Genomic DNA, 22,967 nt, shown 5'->3' with positions numbered 1-22,967 from the left:
TTCGAGGGCGCGGTGACGGCACTCGCGGACCTGGCTCGTCTTGCTGAAAACAGGAAATTTGCCGTAAACAGCATGATTGAGGCGAAATCGTCCGGCATTCGGCAATTATGAAGTTTTCGGCAACTCCGGGCGGGCGCACCACGCGGCAGGCAGTGCGCAGGGTAACCGGGGGCGAGAACGGCTCGTCCATCACCGCCACCGGCCGCGGTGCACGATGTCGTCGAGTGGGCGGCGCGCTCGCCGCGAGGGTGATCCGCCGGGGGTAGCATCCGGTGCCGCATGACCGATGGTGATGGCGCCGACGGGCTGGTAGTTGTCGGGCACGTTAAAGGTTTCGCGAAAGGTGCTGAGTTGTTCGATGGGAATACCGAAGAAGCATGCTCCGAGGCCTTCGTCGACGGCGGTTTGCAGAATGTGTAGTGCAGCCATCCCTGCGTCAACGTGCCAGTAGGGTACTCCCCAGCGGGGTTCTTCTTCGGCCGACCATCCTTTATCGGCTTCGGCGTAGCGGCGCACATATGCGTTCTTTGACGACATCGGCACGATAACTACCGGCGCCGTCTGCATGCCAACCAGCCACGAACTCGGTGACGACGAACGATCCGGGGGAGTGGTCGACGCCCAAAATCGAGCGACAGATTCGGCATCGTCGAGCACGAGAAAAGCCCAGCCCTGCGTAAACCCGGCATTGGGTGCGCGCACCGCATTGCGCAGCATCCGGTCGACAGAATCCCGAGACACAGCCTGGTTGGTATACGAGCGAACCATGCGGCGGCGGTCAACGACCTGTTGAAAGAGCATGGCTTCATGCTCGCTCATTTCGCGAGAAAGGCCCACTGTTGCGGCATCCGGCGGCAAAGAAGATTCCGGATGCTACACCCAGCCAATCTCCTGCCAGAATAGAAAGCCCGCGCATGACGCGCGTGAGCGATCTGAGGAGTCACCCGTGCAGTTCATCTCAACCCGTGGCGGCATGCAGCCCCTTCCCTACTGCGACACACTGCTGGAAGGTCTGGCGACCGACGGGGGACTCGCGGTGCCGGAGCAGCTGCCGCAGGTGAGCGCCGAGGTGCTCGAATCGTGGCGCGAGCTCACCTACCCACAACTGGCTACCGAAGTGCTCGGTCTGTACGCCACCGACATCGCCCGCGATGACTTAGAGCGCATGTGTCAGGCTGCTTACTCCAACGAGAACTTTCCCACCGAAGGTGTGGTGCCGTTGCGGCCGATCGACGGCGGGCTCACCCTGGTGGGGCTGTCAGAAGGACCCACCCTGGCGTTCAAAGACATGGCAATGCAGTTTCTTGGCCAGGTCCTCGAATACGCATTAGCCCAACGCGGCAGTGTGCTCAACGTGCTCGGTGCCACATCGGGCGACACCGGCTCGGCCGCCGAATACGCACTGCGCGGTAAAGACCGCATCTCGGTGTTTATGCTCTCGCCGCAAGGCCGTATGAGTGCCTTCCAGCGGGCGCAGATGTATTCACTCACCGACGACAACGTGTTTAATATCGCCGTCGACGGGGTGTTCGACGACTGCCAGACGCTGGTAAAAAACCTTGCAGGCGACCTCGACTTTAAAAAGACGCACCATCTGGGCGCCGTCAACTCGATCAACCTTGCCCGCATCACTGCACAGAGCGTGTACTACTTTTGGGCATGGCTGCGCGCCACTGACGCCGTCGACACCGCGAGCCGCGCCGGTTTCGAAGTATCGTTCACCGTGCCGTCAGGAAACTTCGGCAACATTCTCTCGGGCTACTTCGCCAAGAACATGGGGCTGCCGGTGCGGCGCCTCGTGCTCGCAGCCAACGAGAACAACGTGCTTGACGAATTCTTTCGCACGGGCATCTATCGTCCGCGAGCAGCAGAACAGACGCTTGCTACATCAAGCCCATCGATGGACATCTCGAAAGCCTCCAACCTCGAACGCTTCATCTACGACCTGGTCGACCGCGACCCGGCACGTGTCGTGCAGGCCTGGCGTGATCTCGACGAACAGGGCTACTTCGATTTCTCGAGCCAGCAGTCACGCTTTGCCGACGAGTTTGGAATCGTCAGTGGCACATCCACACACGCCGACCGACTCGCCACCATCCAGGCCGTGTACGAAGCATCCGGTGAAATTATTGACCCTCACACTGCGGATGGCGTGACCGTTGCCCGCCACCATGTGGAGTCGGGCGTGCCCATGCTCGTTCTCGAAACCGCGAAGCCGGAAAAGTTCCAAGAAACAATCACCGAAGCCATCGGCGTCACCGTTTCGCTGAGCGAAGAACTGCAGGCCATGCTGGAAGCGCCCCAGCACGTTGTTGACATGAACAACGACGAACAGGCCCTGCGCGGCTTTATCGAACAGCACGCGGCAACGCTCTAACACGCACGTCGCCTACGCAGGAAGCCGTAGGCGACCGCGCAACAATCAGCCTGTTAGTGCGGCGCGTGGTATTCGTCTTCGCCACGCTTCCAGTACCCCTTCACGGTGGCCTTGGCGGTGTCGACACCCCAGCGGGCAAGCAGTGCTCGGCCGGGTTTGACCACCTGCTGTTCTGCGGCAATAAAGCAGAAGGGGTCGTTGCTGAGCCTGTCGGTTTCGGCGAGGGAGTCAAGAAAACTGCACACGGCCGAACCTGCTGGGTTCTCACCCCGGTGCAGCCATTCGACCGCAACGGGGGCGTCGATATCGACGTGGTCGGCAGCAGACGCTACTTCGATGGCGATGCGCGCGGGAGTGGCATCCGGAATCATCGCGGCAAAGCGACGGATGGCAGGAATCGCCGTTTCATCCCCCACGAGTAGCCAGGCATCGGGCGTGCCCGAGACAACAGCCGAGCCACGCGGACCGCCGACGCCGATGGCCGACCCAATAGCAGCGCTTGCCGCCCACGTCGATGCGACACCGGCACCTGAGTGCAGAGCGAACTCGACGTCTAGCCAGTCGTCGCCCCACGCCAGTGGTGTGTATTCGCGGCTGGGAAACGCGCGGAGTTCTTCGGTATCGAGGGCGCGCATATCGGCCTCGGTGGTTCCGGACGCCGGAAAAAATAGCCTCATGTGGTCGTCGGCGCCGAGCGAAGAAAACCCGGCAAGATCGGCTCCCTGCAGGCGAATGCGCACATAGTCGGGTGCAAGTAATTCGCGTGCCGCAAGCGTGACGATACGGAACGTGAGGTCGAGGGGAACACGGTCGAGGGTGAAAGAAGATTTCGCATTCGGCATAAAGTAAGGCTAACCTATCTTCCGTGAGGATAGGTGAGCCTAACCTCATGAGTTTCGGTCTCGCCGATGCTCGTCTCCCCTTGATAATCACATCTAGACAGGAGTCTCTCCATGTCCGTCCCCAAGCTCTTCACCGCCACCGGTGTTGGACTCGCTGCGCTACTCGCACTCACCGGCTGTGGCAGCGCACAAGCCCAACCCGAAGAGACAGCACAACCCGCTGCCACGACCGTCACGGTAGAAGACAACAACGGCACGCACGAGATCGTTACGCCGCCCACCTCGGTTGTTGCCACCGACAACCGCACGTTTCAAACGCTCGACGACTGGGGAATCGAACTGAGCGCAGGGGCCGTGTCACTCATGCCCGAATCGGTGTCGTACAAGACCAACGACTCGATTATCGATCTCGGCTCGCACCGCGAACCCGACCTCGAATCGGTTGTTGCCGTGCAGCCCGATCTCATCATTAACGGACAACGCTTCGCCCAGCACCATGAGGCACTGGCCTCGCTCGTGCCCGACGCCACGATTCTCGAACTCGACCCGCGCGACGGCGAACCCTTCGACGCCGAGTTGAAGCGGCAGGTCACCGTACTGGGCGAAGTCTTCGGTAAACAAACCGAAGCACAAAAACTCGTCGACGACTTTGATGCCGCGGTAGAACGGGCACGCGCAGCGTACAACGGCACTGACCCCGTCATGGCGGTGATCACTTCTGGTGGCGAGATCGGTTACGTCGCACCCACCACCGGACGCACGCTCGGACCCATCTTCGACATTCTCGGCCTCCAGCCATCACTAGAGATCGACAATGCGTCAGAAGACCACCAGGGCGACGACATCTCGGTCGAAGCGATCGCCAAATCGAACCCCGCCTGGATTCTTGTGATGGACCGCGACGCCGTATTCGCCGCCGAAGACCCCAGTTATCAGCAGGCAGCCACCATCCTCGAAGACACCGAAGCACTGGCGCCGGTAACAGCGGTGAGCAAGGGCCAAATCATCTACATGCCCACCGAAACCTACCTCAACGAGGGGATCCAGACCTACACGAAGTTCCTCAACGACTTCGCTGAGGCGCTGGAAAACTCTAAGGCTCTCGAAAACGACGCCCAGTAGTATTACCCCCGGCATGCCCGGCGGCACCACACTCCTGCGCGCCGCCGGGCACCGGCATCCGGAACCCCCACACTATGTCGACACTTACGCATTCCACTGCCCTCGACGCGACAGCACGCACGCGCGGGCGGCTCTTTGACCCCGCGCTCATCATCGGCATTGTTGTTGTCGGTGCACTGCTGGTGGCGAGCCTTTTTACGGGCGTTTACGACATTTTTGGCGGCGAACATGGCAGTGAAATGTTCGCCATCACGCGTATACCGCGCACGATCGCTCTCGTGCTGTCGGGCGCGGCGATGGCCATGTGCGGGCTCATCATGCAGCTGCTCACCCAAAACCGGTTTGTAGAACCAACCACGACGGGCACCACCGAATGGGCGGGATTAGGGCTGCTGACCATCATGGTCATCGCCCCCAACGCACCCATACCCGTGCGCATGGCAGTCGCTGTTGGCGCCGCATTTATCGGCACCATGGTGTTTTTCTTGTTTTTGCGCCGCGTATCACTGCGCTCTTCGCTCATTGTGCCGATCGTAGGAATAATGCTCGGGGCCGTGGTGAGCTCGGTATCCACATTCTTCGCCCTGCAAACCAACACACTGCAGAGCCTGGGCATATGGTTCGCCGGCAGTTTTACTTCGGTGCTGCGCGGCCACTACGAAATGCTGTGGATAGTGGCGATCGTAGGCGTCGCCGTATTTATCGCCGCCGACCGTTTTACCGTGGCGGGCCTGGGCGAATCGATGGCCACCAGCGTGGGAGTCAACTACAACCGCGTTGTACTTTTTGGCACGATACTTATCGCTGTAGCCACCGGAGTCGTCACAGTGGTGGTCGGCAACCTACCATTCCTCGGACTCATCGTGCCCAACGTCGTATCGATGGTGCGTGGCGATGACCTGCGCAGCAACCTGCCCTGGGTGTGCCTGCTCGGCATCGGTATTGTCACAGTGTGTGACCTGATTGGCCGCATCATCATCATGCCGTTCGAGGTTCCTGTCTCACTCATTCTTGGAGTGGTCGGAGCCATCGTGTTCATCCTTCTTCTGCTAAGGCAGCGCCGCCGTGGTTAACGTTCTCGATACGTCCAGCATCCGGATGCCGCGCAGCAGCGAGCGCTCGGCAGCCCCCTTGCCCTCCGCGCGGGCCCGTCGCCGCTACTTCATTGTTCTCGGCATTCTGGGTGTGCTCGCGGCCGGTTTCACCTTTGGTCTTCTCGCCTACGGCAACCCGATGCCTGTCGGCACCGATGGGTTCTGGCGCATCGCTGAACTGCGCGTCACGAGCGTTATCGTCATGCTGATCGTCGCCGTATGTCAGGCCGTGGCCACCGTGAGCTTCCAAACCGTATCGAACAACCGCATCATCACGCCGTCGATCATGGGTTTTGAGTCGCTGTACACGGCCGTGCACACCGCATCCGTGTATTTCTTGGGCGCGGCAGGTGTTGTGGCACTTACCGGCAGGGCAAACTTTATTCTCACGATCGCGATCATGGTGGGCCTAGCCATGGCGCTCTACGGCTGGTTGCTCACCGGCCGCTACGGCAATCTGCAAATAATGCTGCTCGTCGGCATCATTATCGGCGGAGGCCTCGGCGCCGTGTCAACGTTTATGCAGCGACTGCTCACGCCCAGTGAATTCGATGTGCTCACTGCGCGCCTGTTCGGCAGCGTCTCCAACGCCGAGCCCGAAACAATCCCCATCGCAATCGCACTGTGCTTGGCCGCCAGCACACTGCTCTGGGCACGCGCTCGCCGCCTCAACGTGATGTCACTGGGTGAAGAAACCGCTCGCTCACTCGGAGTGGATCACCGTCGCGAACTGCTTACCGTACTGTTTCTTGTTGCCGTGCTCATGGCCACCTCGACAGCGCTGGTAGGGCCCATGACCTTCCTCGGTTTTCTTGTTGCCACTCTCGCCTACCAGTTTGCCGACAGCTTTGATCACCGCCTCATTTTGCCCATGGCGGTACTGACCGCCTATGTCATTTTGTCGGGCGCATATTTTTTGATGAAGCACGTCTTCTACGCGCAGGGAGTGGTGTCGATCATTATCGAGTTCGTAGGTGGCATTACTTTCCTCATCGTCATTCTTAGAAAGGGCCGACTGTGATCACCCTCGACGGTGTGCGCCGTAACTACAGCAACGAGGTGGCCATTGGGCCGCTTGACCTCACAATCCCTGCCGGAGGAGTCACCGCGCTTATTGGCCCGAACGGTGCCGGTAAGTCGACGCTGTTGACGATGATCGGCAGGCTCATGGGAATGGATTCTGGCGCTATCGCTATTGCCGGAAACGACGTAGCCCGCACGCCCTCCAAACACTTGGCCCGCATTGTGTCGATCCTGCGGCAGGAAAACCACTTCATCACCCGGCTCACGGTGCGACAACTGGTGGGCTTCGGTCGTTTTCCATACTCAAAAGGGCGCTTGACGGTCGACGACGAAAAGATCATCAGCCAGGCCATCGACTTCCTTCACCTGCAAGACCTCGAGGGCCGCTACCTCGACGAGCTCTCCGGTGGGCAGCGACAGCGCGCCTACGTTGCCATGGTGCTCGCACAAGACACCGAATATGTGCTGCTCGACGAACCCCTCAACAACCTCGATATGCGTCACGGCGTTCAAATGATGCAGCATCTGCGTCGCGCGGCCGAAGAACTGGGCCGCACGATCGTGATTGTGCTGCACGATATCAATTTTGCTGCCCGCTACGCCGACCGCATCTGCGCCATGAAAAACGGCGCGATCGTCGAGTTCGGTACGCCTCAAGAAATCATGCAAGACGACGTACTCACCCGCGTGTTCGACACTCCCGTGCAGGTGATCGACGGCCCACACGGACCGCTCGCTGTCTACTACTGAGTGCTGTCTGCCACCGGCACATACATCACCACGTGCAGGTCAACGGCGTCGCTGGGTACGAGGCGGTGGTGCTCAAAAACGCACAGTCCAGCATCCGGATGCTGAAAGTGGCGTCGTCGTGACGTAAAGCGTTCGATCGTGTGTTCGGCCCACTGCTCACGAAAGTCGGCGCTTTCTTTCAGCAGTCGGTCAACAATCGCACGGTGGCGGGGTGACGTGAGGCGTACACCCGATTCGATGCGGAACTCCGAGAGAAAACTGCGGCTATCGCGCTGCCAGTCAGGGAGGAGTCGGCGCAGCTCGGGGTCGGTGTAGATGAGCCACAGCAGGTTGCGATCGGTCGACGACAGTGACGCGATGGGTGGATACAGCCACTGGTAGGCTGCGTTCCATCCGGCAATACTCCAGTCTGTCGCCACAATAAACGCGGGAAAAGTCAGCTGATCAATCAGGTGCTGCAAATGATCGGGAGCGGAATCGTGTTCGATCTCGACGGGGGCCGGTTGCGGTTCGGCGAGGGCGAGAACGTAGTCGGTTTCGGCTGCGGTCAACTGCAAGACCCGTGCGACCGAGGTGAGCACCTGCCGGGAGGCGTTGATGTCGCGCCCCTGTTCCAGCCACGTGTACCAGCTGGCGCTCACACCGGCGAGCGTCGCAACTTCTTCACGACTCAGCCCAGTGGTGCTGCGGCGTTTATTGGCCGGGAGGCCCAGGGGAGTGCGCGCGAGCACCCGCCGCCGCGACGATAAAAAATCGCCCAGCTGTTCACGTTCAGGAGTGCGCGGGCGGATCATGTTTCGATAGTACTCCCACTACTAGTAGTAGCGGAATCTTGTGCTGTGCCAAGAACAGGGCAAGATAAGGAAGCATGGCAGTCCTTCGTTCTCGCACCATCACCCACGGCCGTAATATGGCGGGCGCCCGTGCGCTGCTTCGTGCAGCGGGGGTTCCCGGCGCCGACATTGGCCGTAAGCCCATTATCGCGGTGTCGAACTCGTTCACTGAGTTCGTGCCGGGCCACACCCACCTTGCCCCCGTCGGACGCATTGTGAGCGATGCTATTACGGCAGCCGGTGGAGTGCCGCGCGAGTTCAACACGATCGCTGTCGATGATGGCATCGCGATGGGTCACAGCGGAATGCTCTACTCGCTACCCTCGCGCGACATCATTGCCGACTCGGTCGAATACATGGTCAACGCGCACTGTGCCGACGCTCTCGTGTGCATCTCGAACTGCGACAAAATCACGCCCGGCATGCTCTTGGCAGCCCTGCGGTTGAACATCCCGACTGTTTTCGTTTCGGGCGGACCCATGGAGTCGGGTCGGGCAACACTGGTCGACGGCACCGTGCGCACACTCGACCTGGTCGACGCCATTTCGGAGGCCGTCAATGAAAACGTCTCCGATGCCGACATTCTGCGCATTGAAGAATCCGCGTGTCCCACGTGCGGTTCATGCTCGGGCATGTTCACCGCCAACTCGATGAACTGTCTCACCGAGGCGATTGGCCTCTCGCTGCCCGGCAACGGATCGGTGCTGGCAACGCACACTGCCCGCCGTGCCCTGTATGAAAAGGCCGGCGAGCTGGTCGTTGACATTACGCGTCGCTACTACGACGAAGACGACGAAACCGTGCTGCCGCGCAACATTGCCACACCCGCCGCTTTCGAAAACGCCATGGCGCTCGACATCGCCATGGGCGGCTCAACCAACACGATCCTGCACCTGTTGGCTGCCGCACACGAGGCAGGCGTGGATTTTGGGCTCGAAGAAATCAACGAGGTTTCGCGTCGCGTACCCTGCCTGGCCAAGGTTGCCCCCAACATTGCTGGCGACCGCACGTACTACATGGAAGACGTGCACCGTGCCGGAGGTATTCCGGCGCTGCTGGGCGAACTGCGTCGCGGTGGAATGCTCGACGAAAACGTGCACACGGTGCACGCCCAAACCCTCGGCGAATGGCTCGACGAGTGGGACATCCGGGGTGGTAAGGCGACACCAGAAGCCGAAGACCTCTGGTATGCCGCGCCGGGTGGTGTGCGCTCATCGAGTGCGTTCTCGCAGTCGGAGCGCTGGGCTGCGCTCGACAAAGACTCCGAGGGCGGTTGCATCCGGTCGGTGGAACACGCCTACTCGGCCGATGGTGGCCTTGCCGTGCTGCGCGGAAACATTGCCGTCGACGGTGCCGTCGTAAAAACGGCCGGCGTCGATGAATCGATCTGGACCTTCTCGGGTCCCGCCGTCGTCTGCGAGTCGCAAGACGAAGCAGTCGAGAAAATTCTTAACAAGAAGGTCGCCGAGGGTGACGTTGTTGTCATCCGCTACGAGGGCCCCCGTGGTGGCCCCGGTATGCAAGAGATGCTGTACCCGACGTCGTTCTTGAAGGGCCGCGGGTTGGGTAAGGCGTGCGCTCTTATCACCGATGGCCGTTTCTCGGGTGGTACGTCGGGGCTGTCGATCGGACACATTTCGCCCGAGGCCGCAGCCGGTGGTCTCATTGCGCTCGTGGAAGATGGCGACATCATTTCTATCGATATTCCTTCACGGTCGATCTCGCTCGATGTCGATGACGCCGAGCTTGAGCGCCGTCGCACAGAACTCGAAGCCAATGGCGGGTACCGCCCGCGCAACCGCGAGCGCGAGGTAACGGCGGCGCTGCGGGCCTATGCCCACTTTGCGCAGTCGGCCGATAAGGGCGCGGTGCGCCTGGTGCCCGAACTGTAGTCGCAGACGTTTGCTGTACGACCGGCGCTGCTGAGGATTCTCAGTGGCGCCGGTGGTCTTGTGGGGCAAGCCGCGCACCGCGACGCTCCTGCCGCGGACCACTGAGTCTGAGCAGCCGAATAACACGCTGCCGGTGCCCGGCCCACGGTGCCAGAAGCTCGCGCATGCCGTCGTCATCTGTGCGACAACCGGTGAGTGCATAACCAATTTCATGCGCCAGGTGGTAGTCGCCAAAGCTCACCGCGTCGGCGTCTCCGTGTGCTCGGATGCGGGTTTCTGCCGCCGTCCATACGCCGACGCCGACCGTGCCCCGCAGGATGCGCTCGGCTTCGTGGCCGCCGTCTGCTGCGCGCAGTGCTTCGGCTATGCGCGTGCCGCGGGCCATCACGCGCATGATGGTGCGTGACTGTGGTGGTTCGACTCCGGCGCGGTGCCACTCCCACGAAGGCACGCTGCGCCACTGGGCTACCCCCGGCGGCGCAAACAGTGGTCGTGGGGTGGGCCCGGGCGCAGGGCTTCCGTAGCGCGACACCACATAGCGCCATGCACGATACGCCTGCAGCGTCGTCACCTTTTGTTCGAGAATGGCTGCCACCAGGGGCTCCAGTGGTTCGCTCACCGACGATAACCGCAAACCGGGGTTCTTGTGTGCGGCGGCGGCGACAACCGGATGCTGGCGAGCAGCAAACCCCTCGTCGTTGTCGCCGGCCCCGCACAGGTCGGGTACCGCATCCAGCGCCTGCTCGATGTCCTCGGTGGCCGTACCTGGCGCGGCCCACGCGTCGACGATAATCTCATCGTCTTGCGTGCGCAACGCGAGGGTAACGGCACCATTGTCTGTGGCCAGCGCGCGCCATACGGTGCCGCCGTCGATCACCATGACCGGGTCAAACAGGCCGCGGCGGTGGATAGCAAGGGTGTCGGTGAGGTGAACATACCGACCCGGGCGATAGTGCATGCAGACATGCTGCTCGGTTCGGGTCATGGCTCCGATACTAGATCGCACCGCTGACGTCGCAGCACCGGACACCGCGCCGCTAGTTTAGAAGCGGTCGGGCGACGGGGTGCCGTGGCCGTACCGAATAACGACATCGGCGTGGCGGTCAAAACGGTACCCGACGCCGCGCACCGTGCGAACGATTTCGTCGTAACGGCCCAGCTTGGCGCGCAGGCGACGCACATGCACGTCGATGGTGCGCTCATTGGGCACCTCGGTGTCGGAGGTCTGCCACAGGGCTTCCACGAGCTCCGAACGCTCGATCGTGCGGCCCTCGCGCAGCACCAGGTACTGCAAAAGTTCAAACTCTTTGTAGGTGAGCGCAGCCGATTCGGCGTCGATCACAACGCGCTTGCGCGAAATATCTACGACAACACCGGCTTCGTCGGTGGCATCCGGTTCTGTTGTGGCCTTCGACCGGGCAACGGCACCGGGCTCGTGCAGTGCAAGACGCACAACGTCGATGTCGCGGCCGCCCGTGCCGTGCGGGGCAAGAGCAACGGTTGCGTGAGACTCGGCACCGGGTGCCAGCTCGGCCAGCGTGCGGCGCAGGGCCTCGACCAGCGTCGGAAGGCTCACACCTGCCTCGGCTGCCTTATGTTCGTCGAGCCCCACATACAGCGCGAAACCGCGCGGTGCACGCGTTGTCGACACATCCGCAGGGACTGCCGGGTTTGCTGCTGGGGCGCTGGGTGCGTCAGAAATCTGCTGAATAGGTGCGGGAGTGATAACTCGCTCCGGAGTGCGGGGTGATACAGACGGGCGAAGAGCGGTGAGGTGACGAGCCGGGCGGGGGCGGGTAAGCAGGGCGGTGTTCGACATGATGATGATCCTTGACGGTTGCGAGCCGGATGCGGCTCAAAAAGCGTGTTGTTGTTGCCTCGCAGAGCGAGGGGTGTGGCTCGAACAGAGGAGCCGGGGCTGGCATACAGCCGGGGTGTTCACACGAGCGTGTGAAGCCAACGAGAACGGGGCTAACTATTAGCGACACATTCGACAACACATGCCAACGTTGTCGGCCATCATCATGCCGACAGTCCCGTTCGCCTCCAGGGCGGACAAAGAACGTTCGTTGGTAGTCATGTGGCTGATTATGTCGAATAATCACGGGTGATGTCAAAAGATGACGAATTGTGTCGTTTTCGTCGTAGCGTGGAGTCATGAGTGAAACGGATGAAAACGCAGAGTTTGTTGTCACGAACAACACCGAACAATCGCGTTATGAGCTGCATCGCGGCACCACCCTCACGGGCGTGGCCGACTATCGTGACGACGGCACAACAGTGGCAATAACCCGGGTCTTCACTGTTCCCACCTTTCGTAAGCAGGGCATGGCGGCCCGCGTCATGGACGGCGCGGTCGCCGATATCACAGCGCGCGGAGGCCGCAACGTAGACGCCGTGTGCTGGTATGCAGCCGAGTGGTTTGAGAAGCATCCGGAACACAGCGGTCTTTTACGACAGCGCTGAGGAAGGTTCCATCATGACGATGACCATGCAAGAGCAGATAGCCCACGATCTGGGCGTGCACCCTCACATCCACCCCGAAGACGAGGTCGCACACCGCGTGGCATTTTTGAGCGACTATCTCAAAAAAACAGGCGCACGCGGTTATGTGCTGGGAATTTCGGGCGGACAAGACTCGACACTGGCCGGCAAACTAGCCCAGCTTGCGGTCGAAAAATGCCGGGCCGAAGGGCATGACGCCACGTTTTTGGCCGTCACACTGCCCTACCGGGTGCAGGGCGACGCCGACGACGCACAGGCAGCCGTCGACTTTATTGCTGCTGATCAGGCCGTTGACGTCAATATTGCCGCCGCTGTCGACGTGATCGACAGCGATATGGCCGCTGCCATCGACGAACAGCTCAGCGACTTTAATCGCGGCAATATTAAAGCCCGTATGCGAATGGTCGTGCAGTTTGCGCTGGGCGCTCACCGCGGCTTCCTTGTGGTCGGTAGTGACCACGCCGCCGAAGCAGTAACGGGGTTCTTTACGAAATTTGGTGACGGCGCAGCCGACATCATGCCGCTTTCTGGGCTCACCAAACGGCAAGGACGCTCACTGCTCGAACACCTCGGTGCGCCCGAACAGTTGATCACCAAGGTGCCCACCGCCGATCTGCTCGACGACGAACCCGGCCGTGCCGATGAAGACGAACTGGGCGTCAGCTACCAGCACATCGACGACTACCTCGAAGGTCACGAAGTGCCCGATGAGGTCGCCGCAGCAATCGAAGCAAAATACCGCACGAGCGCCCACAAGCGGCACCTGCCGGTGACACCGGGTGACATTTGGTGGCGCTAGCGGATGCCTAGCTGAGCCCGGCCAGGGCCATAACCTTCACCAAGTCGCCGACCAGCTGTGCCGGTGCGGTACGCCCATCGTCAATAACGATGAGCGAATCGACACCGGCCTTGCGATGAGCAAGCAGAGCATGCGCCGCGTCATCCGGGGTGCCCGAAACCGTGACGGCAGAAACCGTTGCGTCATCGACGAGGTCGCTCGCATCGCGCCCGGAAAGCAGGCGTTCCCGCCACTGGTGCGCGAGGGTTTGATCGAGCCCCGCGTATTCGGTAATGGCCGAGGCTCCATGCATACCCAAAAACCGTGCTGTGTGCCCACGCAGGCTTTCGCGCGCGGCAGCGGGGTCGGCATCCACACGAAACGACGCATAGGCGGTGATGTGTGCCGGGGCATACTGCTGGCGCACCCAGCGTACGTAACCGGGCGATGACAGCACCGACAGCATGAGCCCATCGGCTTCATCCGCGCCTAGTTGCAGTGCCCGGGGGCCTTTTACTCCCCACACAATAGGAATATCGCGTGCCGGTGTGGCATCAAGCTGGGCATCCAGCAGCAGCCCCGCAACCTCTTCTGCTACGCGTTCGCCCGCCAAGAGGCGCCGTAGTGCCTGCGAATATTCCTGCAGCAGAGCGATAGGGCGCCGAAAAGGAATCCCCAAGCGCCCCGACATCCACCCCTCGTTGCTGGCGCCCAAGCCCACAATGCTGCGGCCCTGCGCGATTTCATCAAGGGCATGTGCTTCCATTGCAGCGAGGGCCACGTGCCGGGTCCACGGATTTATAACGCCCAGACCCACCGATACGGATGAGGTCGCGGCAGCAATGGCTCCGGCAACGGCAAAGGCACCGCGCTCCAGATAGTCTTCGCTCACCCATACCTCGGCGAGCCCTTCGCCCTCGGCAATGCGTGCCAGTTCGACCGCGTCGGCGGCGCTGCGGCGGCCCGACGGCGCAACACCGATTTTCATGCGGCACCAATCGCGTTAAACAGCTCGGGCAGCGAAGCGGCAATGACCGGCACCTCGGGCAGGCGTGCGGCCGTTGTAGGCACATCTTTCAGCCCCGTCGATGTGCCGATGAGTACTACCTTCTCGTCGGCGGCGATATCTTTTCGCGCCAACAGCTCGGGCAAGACCGCGGCAGTAATTGTCGAGGATGCCTCTAAGAAAACACCATCGCGCGAAGCTAGCGCCTGCTGAGCCTGCATCGTCTGTTCATCAGACGCCGTCGCCGCGGTGCCTCCGGTGGCGGTAAGCGCGTTCCATCCCTGCCACGTTGCCATCGGAGTCGCGATAGAGAATGCCACCGAAGACCCTGCAGCAACTGAGTCGGAGGGGCGATAGCCTTCGCGCACAGCCTTGCCATAGGGGCCAAAGGGCTCAGCAGCAATGAGGCGGGGAGTTTTCGTAGTGAGTCCGAGAGTGACCAGTTCCGAAAAACCACGCTGCAAACCCGCAATGGCATCGCCATAAGCGACCGGGGCGACAATAGCATCCGGTACATCACCCAGTTGGGCATGCAGTTCGTAAGCCATGGTCTTGTAGCCCTCGCACCCGAAAGGATTCGAACCCGAGGGTGGCGTGACAAAGCCCGACATAGGGGCCCAGCCATAGTCGTCGACCAGCTGGCGCATGAGAACCCAGCGGTCGGTGGGCTCGTGAACAGCAATAACTTCGGCCCCATAGCTCTGCATAAGTGTCGTCATCGCCAGCGGTGCCGACGCGAGAGTAAGCACAACACACCGGATGCCTGCGCGTGCCGCATAGGCTGCCACTGCAGCGCCGTGGTTGCCGGTGCTCGATACAACGACCGTGTCGCGTCCTTCTTGCACGGCCTTCGTTACGGCGACCGCTGCTAGACGGTCTTTATACGACCATGTGGGGTTGCGTGACTCGTCTTTGACATACAGGGCGCTCATGCCCAACTGTTCACCGAGTCCGGTGAGAGGAATCGTGGGGGTGGCTCCCTCGCCCAGTGAAACCACCGGGCCGTCATTGACCGGTAGGAGCGGCCGATAGCGGAAGAGTCCCGGATCATTCGTTGTTTCCAGCCCCCGAACTCGGTCGAGGTCGTAGGCAGGAACAGGGTAGACGTGCCCACCATCATCGGTAATTGCAGGAATGTAAGCCTGTGACTCTTCGACGCGCTCACCAGAGATGGGGTGAACGAGGTAACCCAGATAGGCGCTCATGCTGCCACCACCGTCAGGTCGCGGCCGCGATCCGACAACAGTCGAATGCCGTTCTCGGTCACCACCAGGGTGTCTTCAACCATCATTCCGCCCCAGCCCAGTTCGTAATAGGGGGTTTCGAAACAGAACGTCATCCCGGCCTCAAGCGGTGTGGGGCTGTCGGGCCGGATGATGGGTGACTCATACACTTCGAGGCCGATACCGTGGCCGCAGTGCTGACGTCGATAGGGCCGGGGGCCGCCGGATGCCTCGACAACATCGACCGCACGGGTAAAGAGGTCCTGCGCGAGCACGCCGGGGCGCGCCATATCGAACTGGGCCTGCTCTGCCACCAGAATCGCTTCGTAAAAAGACTTCTGCTTGGCCGAGGGCTCGCCGATGACAGCCGTGCGGCCGAGGTCACTCCAATAGCCCTCATACATTCCGCCCACGTCAAAACGCAGCAGGTCTCCGGGTTGCAGCGCCCGATTGGTGGCGTAGGCGTCGGCTAGTGCGGATCGTGGGCCGGATGTCACGACGACAAACCGTGGCTCGGTGTCGGCCGTGACCATCGCGCTGGTAACAACACGGGCGATCTCGGCCTCCGTGACGCCGACGCCCGCGGCCGCAATTCCTGCGAGAATGGCCGACTCAACAATGCGGGCCGACTGTTCGAGCAGCGCCACTTCGCCCGGCAGCTTGATGGCACGTACTCCGGCAAGCCAGTCGCTGGCGTCAACGAACTGCACCAGCGGAAGCAGCTCGGCAAGCTGATGACGCAGCGGCATCGGGCACGCTCGCTCGTCGATGCCGATGCGGCCGTGCTGCAGCTGCAGTCTGGTGACTGCTGCAGCGAGAGCCTGGGCATAGTCAGCGTGCTCGTCGACGAGCTGTGAGGCGCGAGCGCTGCCATTGTCGGACTCAAAGTAGAAGCGCCCGTATGCCAGGTAGTCGTCGGGGTTTAACCCTGCATCAAAGCCCGGGGCACTGTCGGCTACGGGGCCAATCACGAGAAGTTCGTCAGCGCTGACCAGAGCGGCGAGAGGAGAAATGCCGTGCACCGTCGCCGACACACTGCGGTACCCGGTGGCGTAGTCGAAGTTGGCTGCACTCAGCGTCAGCACGCTGTCAAAAGGCGCCTGCTCTAGCTGGCTGCGGAGTCGGTCTTGGCGGGCAGAAATGAGGTGGGGATCAATGAGGCGGGCGCTCATGAGTGTGCTCCTTCGGTCTCGCGACGGTAGGGGGTCATGACGTTTTCGGCGAAGTCGGCCATGTGGTCGAGGGTTTCTTCTACGGTGTTGCAGGCAAAAAGCAGCCCCGACATAGTGGTTACACCGGCTTCGGCATAGGCGTGGATACGGTCGATCATCTGCGCGGGCGTGCCAACCAGGTTGCGGGCTGCCCAGTCGTCGTTGCGCTGGTCTTTTAGCGTGCTCTTCGATAGCGAGCGCATGTGCTGAAAAAGTTGGGTCTGTTCGAAGGTGTCGAGCGCTGCTGCGGTCGACTTTCCGGGCACGACCGAGAACTGCGGAGCAATATCGAAAGTGTCGGGAAGTTGGCGGCCGTGTTCGGTAGCAATGCGCGCGATATGGGCGATTCCTTCACGGATCTCATCCGGGGTGAGCAGCGCGGGTATCCAGCCGTGACCGTATTTGGCTGCGCGCTCCCGCGAGCCAATAGCGTTACCGCCCGACAGAATCGGCAGCGGACTCTGGCGCGGCTTGGGATAGCTTTCAATGTCGTCGAACGCGATGTATTTGCCGCTGTAGCTGGCGCGGCGCTCCGTAAAGAGCAGTTCGAGTGCCTGCAAATATTCTTCTGCGTGTTTGCCGCGGTGCAGGGTGCGTTGCGTGTCCATGAGTTCGGCTTCTTCGCGATAAGCGCCAATGCCCACGCCAAGAATGAAGCGTCCGCCCGAAAGCTGGTCAAGGGTTGCGGCCTGCTTAGCGAGCACAACAGGGTTACGGAACGCAAAGACTGTGATTGCCGTGGCGAGAGTCAGCGTCGTGGTCGAAGCGGCCACATACGACAGGTAAAGGTAAGGATCATAAAAGCGGGGCGCTTCATCAAACTCTGCGCGCACATAGCGCTGCGTGGTGACGTGGTCGTTGCCCCACACCCCATCGAAGCCCAGGCGTTCTGCTTCGACGGCAAGACGTACGGCCTGTTCGGGGTCGGCAAACGGCACCGGGTACATGAGGCCTTCTGTGCCCGTGGGCACACCGAGTCCGAAACGCATTACTTCTCCTTGCTGATGTGAGAGACCGCAGCCTCGGTCGAGGGGGAGGTCGGGCGGGAGTGATAAGGGCGACGCCGCTGGCGAGGATCCATATTCGGAACAGCGGCAAGCAGAGCCTGGGTATACGGATGCTGCGGGTTATCGAGCACCTGGCTGCGGGAGCCCGCCTCAACAACCTGTCCGCGCTGCATGACGGCTGCATCGTGAGCGATGGCGCGGGCGACGTCGATATCGTGCGTGATAAATATGTAGGCCGCGCCCTGCTCGTCTTGCAGCTGCCGCAGGAGCTCGACCACGTGAGAGCGCACCGACTGATCAAGACCCGAAGTGGGTTCGTCGAGAACTATGAGGTCGGGGTCGGGTGCGAGGGCACGCGCGATGGCAACGCGCTGCTGTTGCCCACCCGATAGTTCTCCGGGGTAGCGACGGCGAAGCTCTTCGGGCAACTGCACCATGTCCAGCAGTTCTGTTACGCGTTTGCTCGCAGCCGAGCCTCGCAGACCTGTCAGTAACGAAAGTGGTTCGAGCAGTGTTTGTTCGACGCGATATTTCGGGTTCAGTGACTGCAGTGGATTTTGAAACACCATTTGGATGCGGCGGCGCAGCGTGCCCCGCAGTGCTCGGTCGCCGATGGAATTGCCGTCAAAAGTTATGGCGCCTTCGCTGTAGTTTTGCAGGCCGGCGATGATCGAACCGAGGGTTGACTTTCCTGATCCCGATTCGCCGACAACCGCCAGGGTCTTTCCCGCCTGCACAGATATCGAAACGCCGGCGAGTGCGTTCACGGTTCGTGTGCCGACGGTGAAAGTCTTGTGCACTCCGGATGCCTCAAGCAGCGCCATCTCGCACCCCCAAAGCTCGTCCAGATTCGAGTAGGTACCGTGTGTATTCGTGCTGTGGAGCCGTGAAGATTGCCTCGGTTGTGCCCTGTTCAACAAGATCGCCACGATAGAGCACGTTCACGCGATCACAGGTTTCTGCGACCACGCCCAGGTCGTGGGTGACGAGCAATACGCCGCATCCGGTTTCGTCGGTGAGTTCGGTGATGAGGTCAAGAATCTGGGCTTGTACCGTGACATCCAGCGCTGTCGTCGGCTCATCGGCTATGAGAAGGCGCGGGCGGCAGGCCAGTGCCATGGCGGCCATAACACGCTGACACATGCCACCGGATAGCTGGTGCGGATACGAACGCGCCGTCTGCTCGGGGTCATGAATATGTACGCGTTCGAGCAGGCCGATGGCGGTCTTCACTGCTTCGTCACGGCGGCGACCCTGGTGCAGTGCCACCATGCGCGCAATCTGATGCCCGATGCGCATGAGTGGGTTGAGCGAATCGCGCGGGTTCTGAAAGATCATGGCAAAACGGCTCTGCACAGAACGCTGTTTTTGCGCGGTCACATCGACCCCGTCGACCAAGAAGCGTCCATTCGTCTGACGAATGCCATACGGAAGAATTCCCATGGTGGCGAGCGAGGTCATCGACTTTCCTGATCCCGATTCGCCGACGAGCCCCACAATCTCACCCGCGTCGATATCGAGTGAAATATCGCGAAGCAGGCTCGTGCCGGATGCTGCTACCTCAACCGACAGGCCGTCTATGTGCAGGCGGCTCATGCGCGGTCTCCTGCCAGTTCGTCACCAATAAAATGCAGAGCCATGACCGTGATGGCGATCATGAGGCCCGGGAAGAATGCGGTCCACCACTGGCCCGTGAGCATGTTCGATGCGCCCTCGGCGACCATGACGCCCCATTCGGCTGTGGGGGCATGAATACCCAACCCCAGATAAGCGAGGCCGGACACGTTGATAATCGAGTATCCGCACACGAGAGTCAGTTGCACGGCTGCCGGGCGAATGGAGTTGGGGAGCACGTGACGAAATGCTGTGCGCAGCCATCCCGATCCCGAAACCCGTGCCGCTGCAACGTATTCCAGTTCGCGCTCGCTGAGAGCCTTGGCTCGCACCAGCCGAACAAATGGGGCGATCTGGGCAACGGCCAGAGCAATGGCAAGGTTCGGGATGGTGTCGCCAATGGAGACCAGCAGAATCATGGCGAGAATGAAGCCCGGAAAAGCCATGAGCACGTCGACCATGCGCATGATGACGTCGTCAACCTTGCCACCCAAGTAGCCTGAGAGTACACCCACGGCAGAACCCACGATCATCGCAAGAATGGCAACCGAGACACCGATAGCGAGGTCGATCCAGATGGCGTGTATGGAACGCGCAAAAATATCGCGGCCATAACTGTCTGTGCCAAACCAGTATTCGGCAGAGGGAGGCTGAAACGCTGGCGCTACCATGGCCGCGGGATGGGCGACAAACAGGGGACCAACGCTGCCGAGGACGAGCAGTGTTGCGATGATGGCCACGCCCACCCACAGCAGCGGTCGGCGACGCCGGGCCCGGGGTGAACGCACGCTGTGTGTGAGAGCGACAGCTGAGGCTTGCTCGGTCATGATGCCTTCCCTCCGAGTCGTATACGGGGGTCGATGAGTCCGTAGAGCAGATCGACGGCGAAGTTCAGCACGATATAGATCGTGCCGATGATAAGAGCAAAGCCCTGAAGCAGTTCGAGGTCATTACTGCCGAGTGCGTCATACGCGAGTCGGCCCACGCCCGGCCAACTAAACATGCGCTCGACAACCACGTTGCCGCCGAGCAAAAACCCGAAGACAAGACCGATAGCGGTCAGCACCTGCAGCATGGCGTTGCGGAGTTGATCGCGCCACAGGATTTCGCGTGAGGCGACACCGTAGGCGCGAGCGGTGCGCACGAAGCCGCTTTCTGAGGTTGCGATCATGGCCGAGCGCACCATTTTGAGAACAGCGGCCGAGGCTCCTAGACCGAGCGTGATGGCGGGCAGGGCAAGGTACCGCAGTGCCTCGGTTACGGCAGAGAAATTTCCGGTGAGTAGACCATCGAATACATAAAGCCCGGTGATGGACTGTGGGGGCGGAGTGCCGATGGAGAGCCGCCCAACGGGCCCGGGAAAGAGCTGGGCTACGGAGTACAACCCATAAATCAGCATGAGGCCGAGCCACACAGGCGCGAGGCTCGAGCCGAGTACAGCGAAGATGCGCGCGAATGCGTCGGGTAGACGGCCGTGGTACGCGGCCGCAAGCATGCCCAGAGGAAAACCGATGATGAGTGCCACGAGAAGGCCAGCGATAGCCAGCTCGATTGTTGCCGGTAGTCGCATGAACATCTCGTCGGCAACCGACCTGCCCGTCGAGACCGCTGTGCCCAGATCACCCTGCACGAGCCCGAGCAGGTAGTCGCCCAGCTGCACGATGATCGGCTGATCAAGACCATAGGCCCGCCGGAGCGCCTCGATGTCTTCCGCGCTGGCTTCGGGACCGAGTCGGGCTGCAGCAGCGTCACCGGGCAGGATGCGCACCACGAGGAAGACGACAAGCGCCAAACCCACCACGGTGAGCAGCGATATGCCGAGTCGGCGGAGGATGTATCTAAACACGAGGCGTCATTTCACAAAGAAGAGGGTGCCGGCCAGAGGGAGGCTGGCCGGCACCGGTGTTACTGCTTGGCCAGGTACTGCAGCCGCAACTGTTCGGTGTTGTCTTTCGTGAGACCCGTCACGCCGTCGCGCACGACGAACGTCCAGTTCGGATTCCAGACGGGAATGATGGGCATCTCATCGAAGATGATGTGCTGTGCCTGCGATGAAATGTCATCGCGGTCAGCGGCGTCGTCGGTTTGGAATCCGGTTTGCAGTAGCTCATCGAGTGTGGCGTTTCCGTAGTCACCGAAGTTATTGCCGGATCCGGTGCCCAGAAGGCCGCTCATGACATAGAAGGGGTCATTACCCCAGCCGAGGAAGCTGTTGAGGAACATGGGTAGTTCGCGAGCATTCGCGCGCTGAGTGAACTCTGCATCCGGAAGCGGACGCACATCGACCGTGATCCCGATTTCTTTCAGTGCCGACTGAATGAATACGGCGGCACGTGACTCCACCGCCGACGACTGCTTAAACGACAGCGTGGTTGAGAAGGGTTCTACGCCGGCGTCGTCGAGAATCTTCTGGGCGGCTGCGAGGTCTTGTTCAAAGTTGTTGATGGCATCGTCGTGCGTAACCATGCCCTCGGGGACCACCCCGGATGCAGTGCGCGCATAGCCGTACATGACATCCGAGACGAATGTGTCATACGGCAGGGCGGTGGCTACCGCGCGGCGTACCTCGGGGTCGTCGAACGGGGCGGTGTTGACGTTGAATCCCATGTACTGCAGCAGGTGCGACTCTTCTGAGACAACGTGGAGGCCGTCTACCGACTCGAGCTCTTTCACCTGGTCGAGGGGGAGCCCCTGGGCGAGGTCAATTTCGCCGCTCTGCAAGAGCAGTGCGCGCTGGGCAGGGTCGCTCACAAACTGGATCGTGATTCCGGCGTTCGCAATGCGGTCGGGGTCGTAATAGTTCGGGTTGGGTGCGAGGGTGATGCTCGTGGTGGGGTCGTAGGCGGTGACCGTGTACGGGCCCGATGAGTTGTCGTTTTCACGGAACCATTCGGCGGCCCACGGGTCGTCATCGCTCTTGTGCTCGTCGCCACTGGTCTTCGACAGAATGCCGAAGGGCTGCATTGCCAGCATTTTATCGAGCAGAGGAGTGGCAAATTCGGCGGTGATCTGCACGGTCTTTTCGTCGAGTGCAACGAATTGGTCGGCGCTGGTCAGACCCACCATGGGGTACAGCACCTTGATGTAGCCGGGGCCTTCGAGCCCGCGCACCATACTCCACACGACATCGTCGGCGGTGAGGGGTGAACCATCCGTAAAGGTGAGGTCGTCTTTCAGCGTGATCGTCAAGACGGTGCGGTCGTCGGAGTACTCGTAGCTTTCGGCAAGAGCATTCTCAAACTCGTCGGTACCCACCTGTGTGCCGTCGACCGTGTCGTATTTCTGCTCGATGAGCTGTTCAACCAGCGATGCCGTGGTCACCATGGCAGCGCGGCTGCGGTACTGCTGCGGGTCAAGAATGTCGACAGAGCTGTCGAGGCTAATAACGAGCGGCTTCTTGTCTCCGCCATCGGTCGATGATGACGGGTCAGAAGGGTTCGATGCAGAGCAGGCAGTGATCGCCAAGGCTCCGGTGAGTACGAGGGCGGAAGAAAGAAGTAGTCGACTGCGCCGACGACGGCTGAAAGACACGGTGTGATGCCTCCGAAGGAGAACACAACATGGCAGTGCCCAGGGGTGGTGGGTGGCAGGCCATGTCGCTAACGAGCTGTGGTGGCGGTTTCTCCATTCTTCCCCTGCGTTTGCTGGCGTTCATCAGACGAGAAGACAAAGATTTGCGCTGCGGAGTTG

Annotated in this window: 22 protein-coding genes; 8 read left to right on the top strand and 14 right to left on the bottom strand. The window is 61.1% G+C overall.

Annotation, left to right across the window (positions count from 1 at the left end; all coding sequences use genetic code 11):
* Positions 1-189: 189 nt before the first annotated feature.
* On the bottom strand, positions 190-801 hold the full coding sequence (locus ACQUSW_RS06040; protein WP_428931393.1) for a nitroreductase family protein: 612 nt from the start codon (positions 799-801) through the stop codon (positions 190-192).
* Between the two features lie 145 nt (positions 802-946).
* Here ACQUSW_RS06040 and thrC point away from each other — a divergent pair, with 145 nt between their 5' ends.
* On the top strand, positions 947-2,377 hold the full coding sequence (gene thrC, locus ACQUSW_RS06035; protein WP_428931392.1) for a threonine synthase: 1,431 nt from the start codon (positions 947-949) through the stop codon (positions 2,375-2,377).
* A gap of 53 nt (positions 2,378-2,430) precedes the next feature.
* On the opposite strand, the gene ACQUSW_RS06030 is transcribed toward thrC, so the two are convergent.
* A complete protein-coding gene (locus tag ACQUSW_RS06030) occupies positions 2,431-3,219 on the bottom strand; it encodes a siderophore-interacting protein (protein WP_428931391.1) in 789 nt (262 codons plus the stop codon).
* Positions 3,220-3,330: 111 nt separating this feature from the next.
* Between ACQUSW_RS06030 and ACQUSW_RS06025 the strand changes: the two genes are divergently transcribed.
* The 4 genes from ACQUSW_RS06025 (at position 3,331) to ACQUSW_RS06010 (ending at position 7,208) form a co-directional block, all read left to right on the top strand.
* Positions 3,331-4,341, top strand: coding sequence for a siderophore ABC transporter substrate-binding protein (locus tag ACQUSW_RS06025; protein WP_428931390.1), 1,011 nt, complete (start codon positions 3,331-3,333; stop codon positions 4,339-4,341).
* 74 nt (positions 4,342-4,415) lie between these two features.
* On the top strand, positions 4,416-5,414 hold the full coding sequence (locus ACQUSW_RS06020) for an ABC transporter permease (RefSeq protein ID WP_428931389.1): 999 nt from the start codon (positions 4,416-4,418) through the stop codon (positions 5,412-5,414).
* Positions 5,415-5,439: 25 nt separating this feature from the next.
* The gene (locus ACQUSW_RS06015) at positions 5,440-6,456 is read left to right on the top strand and encodes an iron chelate uptake ABC transporter family permease subunit (RefSeq protein ID WP_428931877.1); all 1,017 of its coding nucleotides are present in this window, start codon (positions 5,440-5,442) and stop codon (positions 6,454-6,456) included.
* Complete coding sequence (locus ACQUSW_RS06010; protein WP_428931388.1) at positions 6,453-7,208, top strand: iron ABC transporter ATP-binding protein; 756 nt, start codon at positions 6,453-6,455, stop codon at positions 7,206-7,208. Before ACQUSW_RS06015 ends, ACQUSW_RS06010 begins: the two co-directional genes overlap by 4 nt.
* On the opposite strand, the gene ACQUSW_RS06005 is transcribed toward ACQUSW_RS06010, so the two are convergent.
* A complete protein-coding gene (locus ACQUSW_RS06005) occupies positions 7,202-8,002 on the bottom strand; it encodes a helix-turn-helix transcriptional regulator (RefSeq protein WP_428931387.1) in 801 nt (266 codons plus the stop codon). The genes ACQUSW_RS06010 and ACQUSW_RS06005 overlap by 7 nt on opposite strands.
* Positions 8,003-8,076: 74 nt before the next feature.
* Here ACQUSW_RS06005 and ilvD point away from each other — a divergent pair, with 74 nt between their 5' ends.
* Positions 8,077-9,933, top strand: coding sequence for a dihydroxy-acid dehydratase (gene ilvD / locus ACQUSW_RS06000; RefSeq protein WP_428931386.1), 1,857 nt, complete (start codon positions 8,077-8,079; stop codon positions 9,931-9,933).
* 40 nt (positions 9,934-9,973) lie between these two features.
* Here ilvD and ACQUSW_RS05995 read toward each other — a convergent pair whose 3' ends face one another.
* Entirely contained in the window at positions 9,974-10,918 is a 945-nt protein-coding gene (locus ACQUSW_RS05995; protein ID WP_428931385.1) for a DNA-3-methyladenine glycosylase family protein, read from the bottom strand.
* 57 nt (positions 10,919-10,975) lie between these two features.
* Complete coding sequence (locus ACQUSW_RS05990; protein ID WP_428931384.1) at positions 10,976-11,752, bottom strand: winged helix-turn-helix domain-containing protein; 777 nt, start codon at positions 11,750-11,752, stop codon at positions 10,976-10,978.
* A 338-nt stretch (positions 11,753-12,090) separates the two neighbouring features.
* Here ACQUSW_RS05990 and ACQUSW_RS05985 point away from each other — a divergent pair, with 338 nt between their 5' ends.
* Both ACQUSW_RS05985 and nadE read left to right on the top strand, forming a co-directional pair.
* Entirely contained in the window at positions 12,091-12,399 is a 309-nt protein-coding gene (locus ACQUSW_RS05985; protein ID WP_428931383.1) for a GNAT family N-acetyltransferase, read from the top strand.
* 19 nt (positions 12,400-12,418) lie between these two features.
* Positions 12,419-13,237: an NAD(+) synthase gene (gene nadE / locus ACQUSW_RS05980; RefSeq protein ID WP_428931876.1), complete on the top strand. Its 819-nt coding sequence runs from the start codon at positions 12,419-12,421 to the stop codon at positions 13,235-13,237.
* Positions 13,238-13,244: 7 nt separating this feature from the next.
* Here the strand turns inward: nadE and ACQUSW_RS05975 are convergent, their stop codons facing one another.
* Genes ACQUSW_RS05975 through ACQUSW_RS05935 form a run of 9 tightly spaced genes read right to left on the bottom strand, consistent with a single transcriptional unit; the run spans position 13,245 to position 22,808 of the window.
* On the bottom strand, positions 13,245-14,204 hold the full coding sequence (locus ACQUSW_RS05975) for an LLM class flavin-dependent oxidoreductase (RefSeq protein WP_428931382.1): 960 nt from the start codon (positions 14,202-14,204) through the stop codon (positions 13,245-13,247).
* On the bottom strand, positions 14,201-15,427 hold the full coding sequence (locus ACQUSW_RS05970; RefSeq protein WP_428931381.1) for a pyridoxal-phosphate dependent enzyme: 1,227 nt from the start codon (positions 15,425-15,427) through the stop codon (positions 14,201-14,203). The genes ACQUSW_RS05975 and ACQUSW_RS05970 overlap by 4 nt, the downstream gene beginning before the upstream one ends.
* Positions 15,424-16,617 (bottom strand): M24 family metallopeptidase, encoded by a 1,194-nt coding sequence (locus ACQUSW_RS05965; RefSeq protein WP_428931380.1) that lies wholly within the window; start codon positions 16,615-16,617, stop codon positions 15,424-15,426. The genes ACQUSW_RS05970 and ACQUSW_RS05965 overlap by 4 nt, the downstream gene beginning before the upstream one ends.
* Positions 16,614-17,645 carry an LLM class flavin-dependent oxidoreductase gene (locus ACQUSW_RS05960; RefSeq protein ID WP_428931379.1) on the bottom strand — a complete coding sequence of 344 codons (1,032 nt, stop codon included), beginning with the start codon at positions 17,643-17,645 and terminating at the stop codon, positions 16,614-16,616. Before ACQUSW_RS05960 ends, ACQUSW_RS05965 begins: the two co-directional genes overlap by 4 nt.
* The gene (locus tag ACQUSW_RS05955) at positions 17,645-18,487 is read right to left on the bottom strand and encodes an ABC transporter ATP-binding protein (protein WP_428931378.1); all 843 of its coding nucleotides are present in this window, start codon (positions 18,485-18,487) and stop codon (positions 17,645-17,647) included. Before ACQUSW_RS05955 ends, ACQUSW_RS05960 begins: the two co-directional genes overlap by 1 nt.
* The gene (locus tag ACQUSW_RS05950; protein ID WP_428931377.1) at positions 18,474-19,259 is read right to left on the bottom strand and encodes an ABC transporter ATP-binding protein; all 786 of its coding nucleotides are present in this window, start codon (positions 19,257-19,259) and stop codon (positions 18,474-18,476) included. The genes ACQUSW_RS05955 and ACQUSW_RS05950 overlap by 14 nt, the downstream gene beginning before the upstream one ends.
* Positions 19,256-20,104: an ABC transporter permease gene (locus ACQUSW_RS05945; RefSeq protein ID WP_428931376.1), complete on the bottom strand. Its 849-nt coding sequence runs from the start codon at positions 20,102-20,104 to the stop codon at positions 19,256-19,258. Before ACQUSW_RS05945 ends, ACQUSW_RS05950 begins: the two co-directional genes overlap by 4 nt.
* On the bottom strand, positions 20,101-21,123 hold the full coding sequence (locus ACQUSW_RS05940; protein ID WP_428931375.1) for an ABC transporter permease: 1,023 nt from the start codon (positions 21,121-21,123) through the stop codon (positions 20,101-20,103). The genes ACQUSW_RS05945 and ACQUSW_RS05940 overlap by 4 nt, the downstream gene beginning before the upstream one ends.
* Before the next feature lie 59 nt (positions 21,124-21,182).
* Complete coding sequence (locus ACQUSW_RS05935) at positions 21,183-22,808, bottom strand: ABC transporter substrate-binding protein (protein WP_428931374.1); 1,626 nt, start codon at positions 22,806-22,808, stop codon at positions 21,183-21,185.
* Positions 22,809-22,967: the final 159 nt, after the last annotated feature.

The organism is Microbacterium luticellae, assembly GCF_050408645.1.
Lineage (GTDB): Bacteria > Actinomycetota > Actinomycetes > Actinomycetales > Microbacteriaceae > Microbacterium.
Note: the sequence above shows the minus strand (reverse complement) of the source record. Positions and strands in the feature narration are given on the sequence as shown.